Origin of the sequence: Pseudobacter ginsenosidimutans, from assembly GCF_007970185.1 — a bacterium.
Lineage (GTDB): Bacteria > Bacteroidota > Bacteroidia > Chitinophagales > Chitinophagaceae > Pseudobacter > Pseudobacter ginsenosidimutans.
Window position 1 is genome coordinate 6,563,486 of the sequence record NZ_CP042431.1, and the last position, 16,417, is coordinate 6,579,902.

Genomic DNA, 16,417 nt, shown 5'->3' on the forward strand with positions numbered 1-16,417 from the left:
TAGTTATTTAAGTAAAGTAGGTTACAGAATTTCGGACGCTTACTTAGCAAGGTCGGAATACAATTGTAAATAGTCTGTTAAATCAGATTCAGCGTTATAGGTCAACACTTTCTTTCCCTTCACTTTACCAAATTCCTCCACCAGTTTTTTATCTACCTTGTCAGCGCCGAATGTGATGGCATCGGCATAGGTAGCTCCACCTCTGAACATTGCCAGGTTATTGGCTTCCTTGAAAGGCTCGAGGTCCTTTTCCTTGATGTTGGGATTGATATTGGCGATCTTGAGGAAATCAGCGCCCAGTTTTTCCTTGAAGGTGTTGTTGCCCATGGTATAGATCATTTTGCTATGGGCAAAAACTGGCTCCTTCTTGTATGCTGTCTTTTGGTAGAGCGGGATCAGGCCGGTCATCCAGCCACTGCAATGAATGATGTCCGGCGGCCAACCGAATTTTTTCACGGTTTCCAGTGCGCCTTTACAGAAGAAAACAGATCTCAGACCATTGTCGTCGAACCATTTTTCCTGCTCATCATTAAAGATATATTTGCGTTTGAAGAGGTCTTCATTGTCGAGGAAATAAACCTGCAAGCGGGCATTGGGGAGAGAAGCAACCTTGATCTGCAGCGGATAATCATCATTATCAACACTCACATTGATCCCTGATAAACGTACTACTTCGTGCAAACGATGTCTACGCTCATTGATCACACCAAACCGGGGCATAATGCAACGTACTTCATAACCATTCTCATTTGCTTTTATCGCCAAACGATTGACCGTTTCAGAAAATTCGGTCATTTCCAGGTAAGGAGACATTTCGTTGGCAATAAATAAAATTCTTTTCTTTGTCAGCATTATGATATTAATTGTTTAAGCCACCCTTGAAAAACAGGGTGCAAAGTTAAGGTTTTTTAATTAAACAAGGGTCCACCGCCGGACCGTAGCCCATAACACAAGAACGAATGATCATTATCAAGCAAGCAGTCCGCTTACAGGAATATTTGACACAACAAGCCGGCCGCGGCCTCATTTCAGGTTTCGTACCCACTATGGGAGCCCTCCACCAGGGCCATCTCAGCCTCATCGCGGAAAGCCGCAAACACGCTGGCATCACGGTTTGCAGCATCTTCGTAAATCCCACACAGTTCAACGACCCAAAGGATTTCGACAAATACCCCAAGACACTTGAACAAGACATCCTTTTGCTGGAAAAAGCAGGCACGGATATACTTTTTTTACCATCCGTTAACGAAATGTACCCGGAGGGTTTAACAAATCTTGAACACTACGATCTTGGATATTTAGAAACCATTTTGGATGGAAAATTTCGGCCGGGACATTTTCAGGGCGTCTGCCAGGTGATGTACCGCCTCCTGAAACTGGTGGACCCCGACCTTCTTTTCATGGGACAAAAAGATTACCAGCAATGCATGGTTGTGAAGCGCTTACTGGCTATCATGGAATCGAAAACGAAGCTGGTACCCTCTCCCACTGTACGCGAAAGCAGCGGACTGGCCATGAGCAGCCGCAATATGCGGCTCAGCGCGGACCAGCGCAGCGAAGCGGTGGACATTTCCAAAATACTGCAATTCATCAAAGAAAACCTTCGTAGCCAATCCCTCCCGGCTCTCAAAGCTGATGCAACGGAAAAACTGCAGCAGTCAGGCTTCAGGGTGGACTATGTGGAGATCTGCAACGCCGATACGCTCGAACCGCTAGAGTCATGGGATGGTAAAACGCCGCTGGTGGCCCTGGTTGCGGCTTTTCTTGGAGACATTCGATTAATAGACAATATGATCCTCACGGAAATTGGAGGATAATTGATCGTTCGTTAGTTTATATTCAACAAACTTTTTTAGCTTGCGGCCGTTTTATTATAGGCGGTTTTCAAAAATTGCCGCCAACACCTAACAACAAACAGACCGATCATGGATATTGAAGTGCTCAAATCTAAGGTTCACAGGGCAGTAATTACAGAAGCTAACCTCAATTATGTAGGCAGTCTAACACTGGATGAAAACCTGATGGAAGCAGCCAATATGATTGAGAATGAAAAAATACAGGTGGTGAACGTGAATAACGGTACCCGCATCGAAACTTATCTCATCAAAGGCAAAAGAGGCTCGGGCGTTTGCTGCCTCAACGGTCCGGCCGCCCGTCAGGGCGCCGTTGGCGATACAGTTATTATCATTTCCTATGCGAGAATGGATTTTGAAAAGGCAAAAACTTTCAAACCCTGGATCGTATTTCCGAAGGAAGGTAATATCTTGTAAAAAAAACACAGCAGGGTCTGCATCGTATGAACAAGAAGATCAAGAGCCTTATACAATACGCAATCATTCTGGCCCTGGTAGTTTTTCTCGTTTGGTGGTCACTGGCCAGTATCAAGCCGGACCAATGGCCATTGATCAAACATTCTCTCACCCACGCCAATTACTGGTTACTGGTTCCCGTGGTGGTGGCGCTGCTGGCCAGTCACCTGAGCCGCGCCATCCGCTGGAAGATCCTGATGGAGCCGTTGGGTTATAAACCCCGTCTCTCCAATACATATATGGCCGTACTCATCGGTTATATGGCCAACCTGGCCGTACCCCGGCTGGGTGAAGTGCTGAAATGCACTGTGCTTGCCCGTTATGAGAAGGTTCCTGCAGACAAGATGGTGGGCACCATCGTGGCGGAAAGGGCTTTCGACCTGGTCTGCCTGGTGATCGTAATGGTGATCACCATCATCACCCAAACCGATCTGATCGGTGATTTCCTTTATGGGATGATGACAGACACTTTCGGTTCCAAAACACAAAGTATTTCCATTTCCCGCATATTGATACTCGTTGGTATCCTCGCCGCACTCGCAGCAGGCGCCATTTTCATTTTCAAAAAATTCAGTCACGTTGGATTTATCCGGAAGATCCGCAAAGTGATCGATGGCATCTGGCAGGGCCTCACCAGTGTACGCCTGGTAAAGAAGAAAGGATGGTTTATCTTCCATAGTCTCTTCATCTGGGCTATGTATCTCATGAGCGTGCAGATAGGTATGTATGCTCTCACAGAAACAGCAGGCTTCGGCATCAAAGCCTCCATGGCCGTGCTTTTCAGTGGAAGTATCGCCATGATCATCACACCCAGCGGTATCGGTGCCTACCCCATCCTGGTATCGAAAACGATGAAGCTGTACGGACTGAATGAAGCATACGGACAAGCATTCGGATGGCTGCTCTGGACTGTACAATTCTTCCAGATGCTGCTCTGCGGTGTTGTTGCCCTCATACTCCTGCCCTGGCTGAACAAACAAAAAGACGATCATGAAATCACCTCAGGTAATAGACACCAGGATCATCAGCCTGGAAACAGCAAAGCGACAGATAGCCCAGTGGAGGCTGCTCAGTAAGACCGTTTCCTTCACCAACGGTTGTTTCGATATCCTCCATCGCGGACATATCTTCAGTTTGTCGCAAGCCGCCATGGAAGCGGATTTCCTGATCGTCGGCCTTAATTCCGACGCCAGTTGCAAACGCCTCAAGGGCCCCACAAGACCTGTGAACGATGAACATTCCCGCGCACTGGTACTGGCCTCACTGGTAATGGTAGACGCAGTTGTGATCTTTGAAGAAGATACTCCGCTTGAACTGATCAAAGCTTTGATGCCGGATGTGCTGGTGAAAGGCGGCGACTATACCGTTGAACAGATCGCCGGCGCCAAAGAGGTAATGGCCAATGGCGGCCGTGTAGTGATCAATCCCATCGTGGAAGGTTTCTCCACCACAGGCACTATCGAAAAATTAAAGTCAGGTAAATAATCAGAGGCGGTACATCCGCTCCATCTCCAGTACAATGGATTCCATTTCGCGCTCGTCGCCCTGGGCATTGTATGGTTGTTTGAGATTGCTGCTGAAGAAGAAAGCAACCGTCTGATAGCAACGGGCAGTGAACCCGCCTTTGTATTCCTTGATGATCTCGTAACAGTTATTACCTGTCTGCCGGTTGATAAGCTTCATCAACACTTTGCCCTGGTACACAGAGAGGTCGGACAATGGCTTGGTGAATTCTTTTTTCAATTCACCTTCACGGCTCTTGATGTACTTCTTTCTAGCTTCCTTATCGGTGATGTTTGCAAGTTTGGCGTTCATGTCATTCATGATAGCGCCTGCCCTCTTCGCATATGGATAGGTAACGTAGATCGCATTGCGGAGCCTGGTCCATTCCTGCCGCTTCCTCAGCTTTTCTTTCGGGTACGGCGCTTTTATCCAGCACCAATCCATAAACCCGGAAGGGACCAACTCATTGTTGATGATCATGGCATGTACCACGATGGTATCATTCGGACCCAGTTCGGGCTGCTTTACAGTGGGGGGAATTCCGGTTGTATCCGGCGTTTGTGCCAGGGCGGTAGTGCCCAGGAACAGCACAAATGCAGATACAGCCAGTTTATGTAATGATATGTTTCGCACGGGGTTCATTGCCGGTTACTAAAGTAAGACAATTCCCCCACAGCATATAGCTGCACGGGCCCGAAATGATAGTGGAAGACTGTAAAAGAATTGTGAAAATTCTATTTCAGCAACCGTATCCTCCAGAACATACTCATTACAAAACCGATCACCATGATCACGGTGCCGATCCATACGAGATTTATGAAAGGAAATTGTAATACTTTCAGCCCAACGAAAGGCACCATGCGGCTGGATTCCTTTACACCGATATTGAAATAACCTTCCTTGTCTGAGGGCCCCATAGCCACTGCCATTCCCTGCGCAAACACGGTGTCTATCACATAGCGCGGCTGGCTGTCTTCCAGGTAGAATACCGGGAAAGCTCCGAGCTTACGCTGGTCGCCGGTGATGAGCGTGAAGTTGGCCATCACAGCTGTATCATTTGAAGTGAACTTGTGCTTTTCGTTATTGGGGTTAACGGTAACGCTGTCGAATTTCATCAGACCGCCGGAATAGAAAATGGTATCGCCCACTTTCACGATATGGCTCTTGAACTGAGCTGTATCCGGACCTTCCACCATCTTATCGGCATAACTGATATAGCTGAATACGTCGCGATGCAGGTAATGTTTGGCATCGGGATTATTGGAATACTGCTCCTGTCCTTTCGTGTTCTTGATCAGGTCAGGTTTCAATGTGAATTTCTCTTTTCCATCTTTCGATTCAAAATCCACGAAGAAGAAGATCTTCTTGTCTTTGACGGTGGAAGAATCTTTCACATACGTGACCCAGTATTTACCCATGTCCATTTTCACGCCCTGGTAAAGGGTCATGTTCTCAACGCCTTTTTCTTTTGCTTCCGGTCCAAAGTTCAGCGGATTGAGGAAGTTATTGGAGAGAACCGATGTTTTGGAAGAAGAGATGAGCATGCCCGCCAGCATGAGACCGAAACCAATATGCGCCACGGAAGCGCCCGCTGCTTTCAGTTTGCCTTTGAGTCCGATGCGGATATAAGCGGCATTGGCCACTACTGCATAGGTGTTTGCGAAGATGGCAAGGTGAATGGCAATGAGGAAGCCCAATCCGTATTTATCGTAATCAACTCCGCCCCAGATGCTGATGGCAACACTTGCGAGCAGGGCCACTACGGTTGGGACCAGTATCTTTTTACCGAATTCCTTTTTTGCAGTGTTCTTGTATTTGAAATATTGTGTACAGGCTGTGAGGAGACCGAGTATCACGGCTACAAAAACCTGTATGCGGTTGTAGCTGAACTCCCTGTCTTCCCCTACCACGAAATTGGTCCCGAAGATCTTGTTGATCACCGGCAATGAAGTGGCCGTGATGATGAACATGCCGGACAGGAAGAGCACCAGTGAACCGATGAACATCCAGAATTCGCGTGAATAAGTACTTTCTTCCTTCCTGATACTCGGAATGAGCTTGTATCTCTTAATATATAGCAGGAGAGCCGGAATGGAGAAGGCTGCCACAAACAAACGCAGTTGCCAGTTCATACCTGAGCCGGTGAATGCGTGTACGGAAGTATCCTGCAGATCTCCGCTACGTGTGAGGTAGGTGGAATACAGGATAAGGATGAACGTTAGTATGAAAAAGAAATAGGTTGGTCTGAGCGAGTGGCCGGTGGAATTGTAAACGAGCTGTGTGTGGATGCCTGCCACCAGGATCAGCCAGGGCACCAGCGATGCATTCTCTACGGGGTCCCATGCCCAGTAGCCACCGAAGGTGAGTGATTCATAAGCCCATTTGGCGCCCATCATAATACCGAGGCCCAGAATGCCCGCGGAGAAAAGGTTCCAGGGAAGAGCATCTTTTATCCAGCCGCCGAAATCTTTTTTCCAGAGACCTGCAATGGCGTAGGCGAATGGAACGATAGTTGAGGCGAAACCGAGGAAGAGGATCGGCGGGTGGATCACCATCCAGTAATTCTGGAGCAATTGGTTGAGGCCACGGCCATCCTGCATACTCTGCAGGCTGAGGTAATCTGCACGCTGGAATATCGGTGCATCCTGGAATTGATCGCGTGTGAGCAGGAAAGGCGTGCTGCCGATCTTGAGATCGAAAATGTATACGCCCAGTACCATGGTGGCCAGGCAGAGCTGTGCAAAACTGATCACGGTCATTACCGGTGCTTCCCATTTTTTGGAAGTCTTCATCAATATCATACCGATCACGCCATGCCAAACGGTCCAGAGCATGAAGCTGCCCTCCTGTCCTTCCCAGATACTACTGATCAGGTATTTGGGCTCGAGCGAAACATCGGAGTGATTATATGCGTAATAATATTCGAACCAGTGATTCCAGATGATGAAGAAGATGAGTGCGAACACAACCACTACAGAAGCGAAATCAATGATGAAAGCGATACGTCCGATGCGCTTCCAGCTGGCGGCCTCATCGGGCACAACAGCCTGCGCACTTTTGAAATAAGCGATGGTAGCAATCAGGGACGCGATCAGAGAGAGCACAACCAGGAAATGACCAAGCTGCCCGGGAAACAGGTGTTCACCGATATAGTTCATGATGTCAGTTTACTTTTGTAGTGAGATTATTATAGGCAGCTTTGGGATCATCCTTGTATTTGGATGGGCATTTAATAAGGATACCGTCTTTGCGTGAGATCTCAAAAATATCGCCCTTCATCTTTCCTTTCAGCACAATGCGATCGCTTTTTTCCATATCGAAAGGTTTCTCGAAGTAATAGAGCACGGTGGCTTTGTTGCCGAGAGAGTCCATAACGTGGAAGCGTGTCAGGTTGGGGTTCTTTACAGCATCGTATTCGATGGGATTGGCAAAGGACCTGTCCAGTTGCGTGATCACGGTTACAGTTTTACCTTCTTTCTGGCGGGCTGAAGCGAGGGTTTCATAAGTAGACAGATCTCCCATAAAACTGAGAAGGATCATGATACCGGCTGCAATAGCCACCAGGATAACGATATGTGTTTTTTTCATAATGTGGAACAATTCCCGTGCAAAGTTAGCTCAAAAAAGACCTACTCGGGTGGTGATTTTAATCAGCCTTCCACTTTTTAACCTGAGGATAAATGGGGGTTTATAATCAGGCTTTTAGGTGACGAGGCGCGTTTCCGCTGCACTTAACAAGCCATGGATGATTTTGTTGTGGGGAAATGAAATATTTTTTTAGAAGGATATGAGGCAGACAGACATTTTATTAATTTACTAATCCGGACAATGGAACGAATATGATAAAAGTAAGAGAGGTCATAAATAAATTTCCCATTATCTCTTTTATAGTGCTCACATTTTTGGTCAGCCATATCGCTAATCCAATTGTGGTTGAATTGATCCATATTGTATTCCCCGGTTTTACATTCAGCTTTCCCGAAGCACAATTGAACGAAAGAAGCCTGATAGCGCAATATGGGCCAACCATCGCAGCCCTATTTCTCATTATTCGGTTAAATGGATTCCGCGGATTACAATCCATCATACATTTCAACCGGGTAACCAGTGCAACAGCCGGCTGGTTATTTGTAGCTCTGGCCTTGCCGTTAGTGATGATCGTTCTATCTTATCTGGCTGCAGGAGTAAGCTTTCCTGCTTTGTTGACCACGTTAAATGATCATTGGCAAGTTTACGTTATGATCATTGCAGGTTTCCTCATTTCTGCAGGGCTTGCTGAAGAATTCGGATGGCGCGGATTCCTGCTTCCTCGGCTACTGAAGACAAACTCCCCCTTGATGGCCACATTTATCGTTTTTGTTGTTGTGAGCCTATGGCACTTCCCTGCCCTGCTCGCAGGCTGGAAAACCGAACCGATATTGCCCTGGACCATTCTTTCGCTTGCCATCACAATAGTTCATTCATGGTTTTTTTTTAGATCCGGAGGCAATCTTGTTGTGGTGATACTCTTTCATGCTTCATTTGATGCGCAATACTCGTTCTATTCCCGCTTTATTCCCGGTATGAACATTGCCAACACACCCTTTCACCAGGGTTGGGCGTATATTCTATTTTATTGTCTACTGGCTTTGGTAATAATCGTATTAACAAAAGGAAATTTAGGATCCGATTGCCTGGCCTGGAATAAAAGGCAAAAGCCACCCTCCCATTCAACCAATCATGAATTTGAATGAGCGGTGGCTTTTCTGCCATCTGATTTTTCAAGGCTTTACTTTGGCAGTAAATAAAAATCCATAAAGGGTTTCTTTGTCAGGAATTCATTTGTTCCAGCTTTGATCCGGTCTTTACTCAACATGCCGATATATTTCTCAACGCTGTTCACTTCATTCAGATCATATCCATTCTGCAGGCTGGCAAATAGTACACTATGCCAGTAATCAGTAGTGCCCGACATCTTCGCGATACTGGCCCTGCTCTCCGCCACAAATTTACCCAGTTCATCATCAGTTGGCCCCTGCTGCGCCAATTGAGCCAGCACGGATCTCACTTCAGCCGTCAGCGCTTTCGCCCTTAACGGATCGCAGGTAAAAGAGATAACGAAACCATAGCGGGGAGAAGGATAATTCGATTTCTGCAAATTCACTGAAGGCGTATAAGTGGCGCTTTCTTTTGTACGCAAGGCTTCGGTTATACGGTATTGTAAGATGGTACGCAGGGCATTCAGCTGCACATTTTCCCAGGGCGTCCCTTTATAAGCACCAGGTATCACGATCTGTACAGTAGCTTTATTCTCCAGCTCCTGCTTCACCATGATGGTACGGCTCTGGTCAGCGAAATGTATGCCCATATCCACTATTGCTTCTTTCTTATTCAATGCAGGAAGACTACCAATGTATTGCTCCACCAATACTTTGATGGAATCAGGCTGATAACTGCCGGTGATGAGGAAAGTAAAATCAGCTGCATCGGCAAACCTTTCTTTGTAGATCTCCACTGCACGAGCAGGTTTCACTGCATCGAGCCTTTGAACGGTCATCGGTTGTTTGCGCCAGTGGCCGGCGGTCATGAAAGTATTTACACTGTCCATGAAAATATTCCCGGGCACCTGGTTCCTTTTCTCCAGTTCCAGCCTCGTATTGCGTAGCATGCCTGTAACAGCGCTTTCGTTGAGACCTGTTTTTGTGAAATAAAGATGGATCAGCTTCAGGCAGGTCTCGAAATCTTTCTTACTGCTGCCGGCGCTGAAACCTTCGGAATAATCAGAGATGAAAGGCTGGTATTGCACCATCTTTCCGGCAAGGAGTTGCGACAAAGCTTCGGGATCCAGTCCGGCCACACCGCCCTGCAAAGTAATGGGAACGGCCAGTGATGCAGCATCATAATCCTGTTGATTGTACAATGCAGTTCCACCAAAACTGAAAGCATTGATCAGGATCTTGTCTTCCTGGTTGCTGGTGGGTTTCAGGATCACCCTGGCGCCATTGCTGAGCGTCCACTCAGTAACGCCGATCTCATCAAGTTGCTTCGCTTCCACGATACTGCCTGGTTTTGCAGCAGGTGCAGGCAATCCGGAAGCAGCTTCAGGCTCCTTGTATTTTTCGATCTTACTGTCTTCTGTTGCCTCCATCCATTTTTTGATCTCCGCTTCGGCAGGCAATGCTTCTTTGCTGTCGGCCGGGGCAAGGATAATGATGTCCTGGTCGGGTGTGGTGAAAAATGTTTCGATCAGTTTATCTGCATCATCCAGCGTGATCAACCCCAGTTGTTCGCGGATCGATTTGTTGAGGAATTCCTCTGAAGGATAAGGCGTTTTTTGCATGAACGCTTGTGCATATTGGTTAGCATAGGCTTCGGAACTGATCTTTTCCCGGTTATTGTAACGGTTATTCTGTGCTTCGCCCAGGGCCACTTTGGCGCGCTTGAGTTCTTCATCAGTAAATCCGTGTTTCTTTATTCGGTAGAGCTCAGTCATCAATGCCTTGTAGCCGCGCTCGATGCCACCGGGGAGGAAACTGATCTGAACAGTAGGGCCGCCAAGTCCTTCAGTAACCGGACCGATCCCGGCGCTCGCCTGCAGGAAGGGAGGATCGCTTTGCCGTTGCAGGTGAACGATCCGCCTGGCGAGCATATCGTTGAAAAGCTGGATCGTCATGCCATTTCGTAGATCCTTATCCGTGAGCATTGGAGCAATCTTTTCTTTGCCATACCATTGCAGCGAAACGGTTTTGATCTCTTCATCACGCACTATATTGAATGTTTTCTTACCGGTAAGTGCAACGGGATATTCAGGCAAGGCCGGTGCATCAGCAGGCTTCACGAGATCTCCGAACAATTGTTTGATCTGTGCCTCAACCACATCAAGATCAAATTCACCTACCACTACAATGGCCTGGAGATCCGGACGATACCAGTTGTGATAGAATTTGCGTAATAAATCAGGATTGAATGTCTTCAGCACTTCTTCGGTTCCGATCGGAAGGCGTTGCACATGCCGCGAATTATTGAGGAGGATAGGTAACGTTTTTTCGCTGATCCGCTCCCCTGCCCCTTTGCGCTGTCGTTTCTCTTCGAGGATCACGCCTCTTTCAGATTCGATGTCTTCGTTCACCATTTCAACACCTCCTGCCCAGTCTCGCAGGATCTGCATGCCACGGTTAAGCGAAGCTGTATCGTTCACGGGAATGTCCAGCTTATATACAGTTTGATCGAATGCCGTATAGGCATTGAGATCGGCGCCAAAGCGAACGCCCATTTTCTGGAGGGCATCCACCAAACTGTTCTTCGGAAAGTTCTTTGTTCCCTTGAAAGCCATATGCTCCGTGAAATGCGCAAGGCCGCGCTGATCATCTGTTTCCAGCAGTGAGCCCACTTTGTTCACCAGCATCAGGTAAGCCTGCTGGCGGGGCTCGGCATTCTTCCTGATATAATATGTGAGCCCGTTGGGCAATACGCCTGTTCGTACAGCAGTATCACTGGGCAACGGATTCACCTTTGTTTCCTTACAAGCCACGGCAATCCCGATGATCAGCAGGAAACAGGAAAACTGTAAAATATTTTTCAATGGTAGTTTCATAATCTTCAATATCACTTATGGATGTGTGTTATATACTTCTTCGATCTCAGACAGCATATCTATTATGCCTTCCTGCCTGATGATAACCATACCATGACGGTCATTCGATATACCGTTGGTAAGCTCGTAGGTGTACACAGGCGAATTGCCCTGCATCACGGTTGGCATGAATTTGAATTGTATGCCTGCTGTATGCAGGCCCAGCGCTGTTCCCACTTCCACAATATGTGTGGAGATGATGAAGATGCAACGGTTGAAATCATGGAATGCTTTCGAGAAAGCGAGTGTGGCATCGTAAGCATCTTTTACGTTCGTTCCCTTGAACAGCTCGTCGAACATGACGAACAATCTTTTTTGTGCCGATACCTGTTCTGCGATATGTTTCACACGCAGTACCTCTGCATAGAAATGACTGTAGCCCATATTAAGGTTATCAGCCACATTGATACTGGTATAGAGGCCTTCCATGGGATGAAAATGCATGTTGCGGGCGGGAACGGGAAAGCCCATATGAGCGAGGTAAACGCAAACGCCGGTCGTTTTCATCAGGGTTGATTTACCGGCCATATTCGCTCCTGTGAGGAACATGAAATTGGATGACGCCCCGAATTCAATATCGTTCCCCTTTGCATTGGTAATGGCCGGGTGGAAACCACCTGTAATATTCAATTCATTGCCTGCTCCCTCCAGGGCCTTTGCAAAGGAAAGCCCCAATCGTTTGGCTGTATTGCCAACAGAAATATTTACATCGAGTTCATATAAAAGATGAAGCAGATTTGCAATCGATTTATTCATCTTGTTGAACAGCCAGATCTCATATCCGATCAGCTCCTTCCAGCCGATCTCTGCAGCGCTTTTGAAAGTCTGCGCCTGTTTCAGTTTCGGATCAGCAAGAAAAATGTTCGCTACATCGATGGCTGCTTTAATTTTTTCAGGCGCTTCTTTTACCCAGGCTGCATCCAGGAATACACGTACTGCATTCAGCACCTGCAATGTTGCGAACAATCCTTCTGCTGCTTCTTCCATTTCTTTCTTCACCCCAAGCATGTTCAATGCCTGCCTTCTTGTTCCACGCATGAACAGTTGAATACGGGTATCGAAAGGTCTGTCCTTCACATAATCCTCCATTCGCACAAACTGTGCAGGACTTACCGGGAACTGAAGTTGCTGACTGCTGAAGAAGGAATAAATAGCTGCGCGTTCATTGATGGTTTGCGCATTTGTAAGCGGATTTGTGAAGAGCTGGTCCAGCTTACGTTCGCCGTCCCTGGTTTTGGTGGCATTGAATATACTGAAGATGGAATTCTGTTTGTATTTGCCAGAGATGTTCAGGTCTTCCATCGTTTGCTGATCGGTTTGAAATGCGCCCTGCCCTGTTGAAGTCTGAACAGCAGAAGATTCACGAAGCATATCCAGCATGCCTTCGTTCTGAATGATCAGCATACCATGACGATCGCCCGTCACTCCTTCTTCCAGTGTATAAGTATAACGAGGTACAGACCCCTCCATGTATGTAGGCATGTATACATACCTGATATTATCGCAGCGCTGCTTCAGTTCATCGGCCGCTTCGATGATATGGGTGGATACAACAAACAATGTTTGCTTTTGCATGGCAAATGCATGCGTGATGGCCACAGTGCCATCGCCTGCATCCTTCACATTGGTGCCCCTGAACAGCTCATCGAAGATCACGAAGAGATTATGCCCCTGCCTTACCTGCTCCACGATATTCTTCACGCGCAACACTTCAGCATAGAAATGACTATGCCCCATGTTGAGGTTATCGGCCAGGTTGATGGTGGTAAAGATGCCATCGCGCACGGAGAATTGCATGGATTTTGCCGGAACGGGGAATCCCATATGCGCGAGGTACATGCAGATGCCCATCGTTTTCATGAAGGTGGATTTGCCGGCCATATTGGCTCCGGTGAGGAATACCACCTGCTGTCCGGGCAATAGCTCAAAACTGTTGGGCACAGCCCGCTCCACCAGCGGATGCCAGGCTTTGTTCAGCATCAGTTCCGAATTGCCATCGGTGGCTACAGGGAAAGCCAGTTCCAGCTTCGTGGCAACATTGGCAACACAATGGTAAAGATCGATCGCATAACAGTAATGCACAACCTTCATGATGGTTTCCCGCAGCGTGAAACGATACAGTTTGTCCAGCAGCGCAGTATCTTCAAAGGACCTCTTCTTCAATGCGGCCAGTTGCAGCACCTGTTTAAATGCAGGGTCTTCCATACGGGCAAGCACATGCGCTGTTTCCTTTTCTATATCCTCGTTCCCTTTCAGCACATCGGAGTTCACGAAAGCATAGATGGCTGTAACGATATTCGAAACAGCATCCACACCATTCGCTACAAACTGAAACGCAGTATCGGACCCGATGAGGGAGGAGAATTTCCGTTTCAGGCTATTGTCTTCATGCGTCAAACGTGTACGTGCATCCGAATTCTCCAGGTAATGCCCGGCAGCATCGAACCACATTGACTGGAAAGGCAGCTCCGGTTTGCGTTGCTGGAAATGGCGGAAAATAGCGCTTCTGCGATTGATATCTTCCCTGTTAGACAGGGGAGCGCGGAACATTTGTTCCAATAATTCCGCGCCCCCTGCCGTATGGGTCTGATTAAAGAACGCATAAATGGAAGGTTTTCCACTTTTGCTGAATATGCTGATGTCGTTCAGCGTTTGCTGGTCTGTAATGAAACTCATTATTTACCTCTTCTTTTGATCCACAGTAACAAACTGAATGCAAAGAGCCCGATAGGTAATACCCATTTGAGGAAGATCTTGAAACCTGTCCATACGCCTTCGCTGGTGCTGGCAGTATAATCGGTAGGATCGGGCCTGCTCATATCGATGGGCACTTCATTATCGGAAAGCCAGTAGAAAGAAGCAAGGATCAGGTTGAAATTGGAAGCATTCATTTCATAGCGTTGTGCGCCAAGCTCTCCATTGCTGATCCAGTCTGCATCACCGGTAACAATGATCTTCTGTGTTCTTCCTTTCACTTCTCTGCTGAGCGCCACCACAGTGGGGAATGGTTCAGCCTTCTCTCCCACTCCGGGATTGAGAACAGCTTTCTCATCGATGAAATTGGTTGTTTCCAGTTCATTCCATGAACCTGTGGAGTCTGAAGTGAGCCAGGTAACGGCCTGGAATCCCTGTGTGGGGTTCACAGACAAGGGACTTGCATTCGGCATGGTCACCACACTCTGTCTTTTCTTCAGATCATCCAGGTACATATTGGAAGCAGCGCCTGCAGCTGTGGGTTTGGACAGCAACAGATCTGTCTGGTACTTCGCAGAAGGTTTCACCAGGATGCCTGGCTCCAGCTGCACGCCAAGTGGCGCAATGATGGGGTTCACACGATCACGACTGGCAGGATCACCCAGCACAATCATATTGCCACCGCGTTCAATATAACGTTTGATACGGTCTATCTCTTCCTGGCTCAATGCAGTGCGTGGCTCTGCCAGGATGAGGATGCGGATATCATCAGGCACATCATTGGCCAGCGTGAAATCCTTTATATCGAAGCCCTGGTTGATCAGCGCATAACGGAAAGTTTTTTCCTGCGCAATGAGATTGTAACCACGATCCTGGAAAGATGTGCTCTCGCGTTCACCATGCCCTGTAATGAAGCCAACTGTTGGCAGGTCCATCACCAGGCGTTTGAACGCCGCCGTTATCTCGCGTTCTGTTGGCATCACCTGGTTATCGTCGAACACACGCAGGAAGGTTTGTTTGCCATCTGCTTTCTGCAGCAGTTTCACATAGCGGAACCTTTCGCCGGAGAGATCCACCTGTTGTTTGATCTCGTCATAGGATTTCACGGGGAAAGTCAGGTTCATCATTTTGGACATCGTGTCCCAGCGCTGCTTGCCGTTCATGTTCGCATACTGCTTATCCATCATGGGATTGGCCACCAGTTCATAGTAACGCTCGGTCTTCATTTTGATACGGGGCTTGAAGCGGGTGTATTGCTCAAACAATTGCCTTTCGAACATATACATGGCAGGCAATGCGTAGAAGAAATGCTTCTCCAGCATGTTTGCGTAGGTATGGATCGTCAAATCATCTTCCCCAAGTTTTGCCAGTACATCCTGGCTGGATTTGGTAAGCGTGTTCAGCTTCGTACGCGTTACATCGTAATACCCTTTGAAAATGGGCATGGAAGTGAAATAGCCGAGACCGAACACAACCACCAGTACCACTGCATATTTACCGAAGGAAATGAAGAAAGAACTTTTATGTCTCATGGAATTCAGGCGGATGGCCGTAAATGCAATGAACATAAGAGAGATGAGCACGAAATAGATCAGACGGTCTGTAGTGATCATACCCAGTACAAATGCATCCACCCTTCCGGAGATCGATAACCAGTGCGTGAGCTCGCGCAGTCCTTCAACGTCCTGCCAGAGTGTACGTGTGTAAGACAGTACAGCCAGCAACGCCAGCGTTCCCATGGCAGACACAACAGTGTAAGACGTGAGGGAGCTCATGAACAGACCAATGGCGGCATAAGTACAGAAGAGCAGATAGATCCCAAAGATCCCACAGAGGAGCACAGGGAAATCAGCACTCTTGATACCGATCACACTATGGATCCCGAACACAGCCAGTACGCCCATCAGCAACAGGCCGTAAACGAGTAACGACAAGTATTTGCCGAAGATGATCTGGTTGGTGGTAACGGGAGATGAATAAAGCATTTTGATACTGCCTGTGCTCAGCTCTCGACTAATCACGCCCATGGTGAGCAGCGGCACATACAGGTAGAGATAGCTGAGTACATGATTGAACACGCCGGTTGAAGAAGACCAGATATTGACTGTCTGGCTCATGGGTACATTCAATTTGATATATCCCATGGTAACGGCACGCATCAGGCTATCGTAGTTGCCGGTATAAACCATACCTACCTGGAATGTAAAAATTATCAGTATCAACCAGGCAACAGGCGAATAAAACATAGCCTGTAATTCCGCCTTTGCTATTTTCCAAATGACTTTCATTTTGTATTCGT

12 protein-coding genes are annotated in these 16,417 nt (G+C 47.6%); 5 read left to right on the top strand and 7 right to left on the bottom strand.

The window, feature by feature from the left end; all coding sequences use genetic code 11:
* Positions 1–39: 39 nt before the first annotated feature.
* Positions 40–852: a glycogen/starch synthase gene (locus FSB84_RS25705; RefSeq protein WP_130540701.1), complete on the bottom strand. Its 813-nt coding sequence runs from the start codon at positions 850–852 to the stop codon at positions 40–42.
* A 107-nt stretch (positions 853–959) separates the two neighbouring features.
* Between FSB84_RS25705 and panC the strand changes: the two genes are divergently transcribed.
* The 4 genes from panC to rfaE2 all read left to right on the top strand — a co-directional run bounded on the left by panC (position 960) and on the right by rfaE2 (position 3,794).
* Positions 960–1,817 (top strand): pantoate--beta-alanine ligase, encoded by an 858-nt coding sequence (gene panC, locus FSB84_RS25710; RefSeq protein ID WP_130540702.1) that lies wholly within the window; start codon positions 960–962, stop codon positions 1,815–1,817.
* Positions 1,818–1,925: 108 nt separating this feature from the next.
* Positions 1,926–2,270 (top strand): aspartate 1-decarboxylase, encoded by a 345-nt coding sequence (gene panD / locus FSB84_RS25715; RefSeq protein ID WP_127125585.1) that lies wholly within the window; start codon positions 1,926–1,928, stop codon positions 2,268–2,270.
* Between the two features lie 26 nt (positions 2,271–2,296).
* The gene (locus FSB84_RS25720) at positions 2,297–3,385 is read left to right on the top strand and encodes a lysylphosphatidylglycerol synthase transmembrane domain-containing protein (RefSeq protein WP_130540703.1); all 1,089 of its coding nucleotides are present in this window, start codon (positions 2,297–2,299) and stop codon (positions 3,383–3,385) included.
* Entirely contained in the window at positions 3,300–3,794 is a 495-nt protein-coding gene (rfaE2, locus tag FSB84_RS25725; RefSeq protein ID WP_130540704.1) for a D-glycero-beta-D-manno-heptose 1-phosphate adenylyltransferase, read from the top strand. The genes FSB84_RS25720 and rfaE2 overlap by 86 nt, the downstream gene beginning before the upstream one ends.
* On the opposite strand, the gene FSB84_RS25730 is transcribed toward rfaE2, so the two are convergent.
* From FSB84_RS25730 to FSB84_RS25740, 3 genes are all read right to left on the bottom strand, one after another.
* Complete coding sequence (locus FSB84_RS25730) at positions 3,795–4,454, bottom strand: DUF4294 domain-containing protein (protein WP_130540705.1); 660 nt, start codon at positions 4,452–4,454, stop codon at positions 3,795–3,797.
* Between the two features lie 92 nt (positions 4,455–4,546).
* On the bottom strand, positions 4,547–6,970 hold the full coding sequence (gene ccsA, locus FSB84_RS25735) for a cytochrome c biogenesis protein CcsA (RefSeq protein ID WP_130540706.1): 2,424 nt from the start codon (positions 6,968–6,970) through the stop codon (positions 4,547–4,549).
* Between the two features lie 4 nt (positions 6,971–6,974).
* Positions 6,975–7,400: a cytochrome c maturation protein CcmE domain-containing protein gene (locus FSB84_RS25740; protein WP_130540707.1), complete on the bottom strand. Its 426-nt coding sequence runs from the start codon at positions 7,398–7,400 to the stop codon at positions 6,975–6,977.
* Between the two features lie 251 nt (positions 7,401–7,651).
* Between FSB84_RS25740 and FSB84_RS25745 the strand changes: the two genes are divergently transcribed.
* Positions 7,652–8,545: a CPBP family intramembrane glutamic endopeptidase gene (locus FSB84_RS25745; protein ID WP_130540708.1), complete on the top strand. Its 894-nt coding sequence runs from the start codon at positions 7,652–7,654 to the stop codon at positions 8,543–8,545.
* A 35-nt stretch (positions 8,546–8,580) separates the two neighbouring features.
* Here FSB84_RS25745 and FSB84_RS25750 read toward each other — a convergent pair whose 3' ends face one another.
* From FSB84_RS25750 to FSB84_RS25760, 3 genes are read right to left on the bottom strand one after another with little or no spacing between them, the layout of a single operon-like run.
* Positions 8,581–11,385: a M16 family metallopeptidase gene (locus FSB84_RS25750; RefSeq protein ID WP_130540709.1), complete on the bottom strand. Its 2,805-nt coding sequence runs from the start codon at positions 11,383–11,385 to the stop codon at positions 8,581–8,583.
* Positions 11,386–11,400: 15 nt separating this feature from the next.
* The gene (locus tag FSB84_RS25755) at positions 11,401–14,100 is read right to left on the bottom strand and encodes a MutS-related protein (RefSeq protein WP_130540710.1); all 2,700 of its coding nucleotides are present in this window, start codon (positions 14,098–14,100) and stop codon (positions 11,401–11,403) included.
* The gene (locus FSB84_RS25760) at positions 14,100–16,406 is read right to left on the bottom strand and encodes a Gldg family protein (RefSeq protein ID WP_130540711.1); all 2,307 of its coding nucleotides are present in this window, start codon (positions 16,404–16,406) and stop codon (positions 14,100–14,102) included. Before FSB84_RS25760 ends, FSB84_RS25755 begins: the two co-directional genes overlap by 1 nt.
* Between the last annotated feature and the right edge of the window lie 11 nt (positions 16,407–16,417).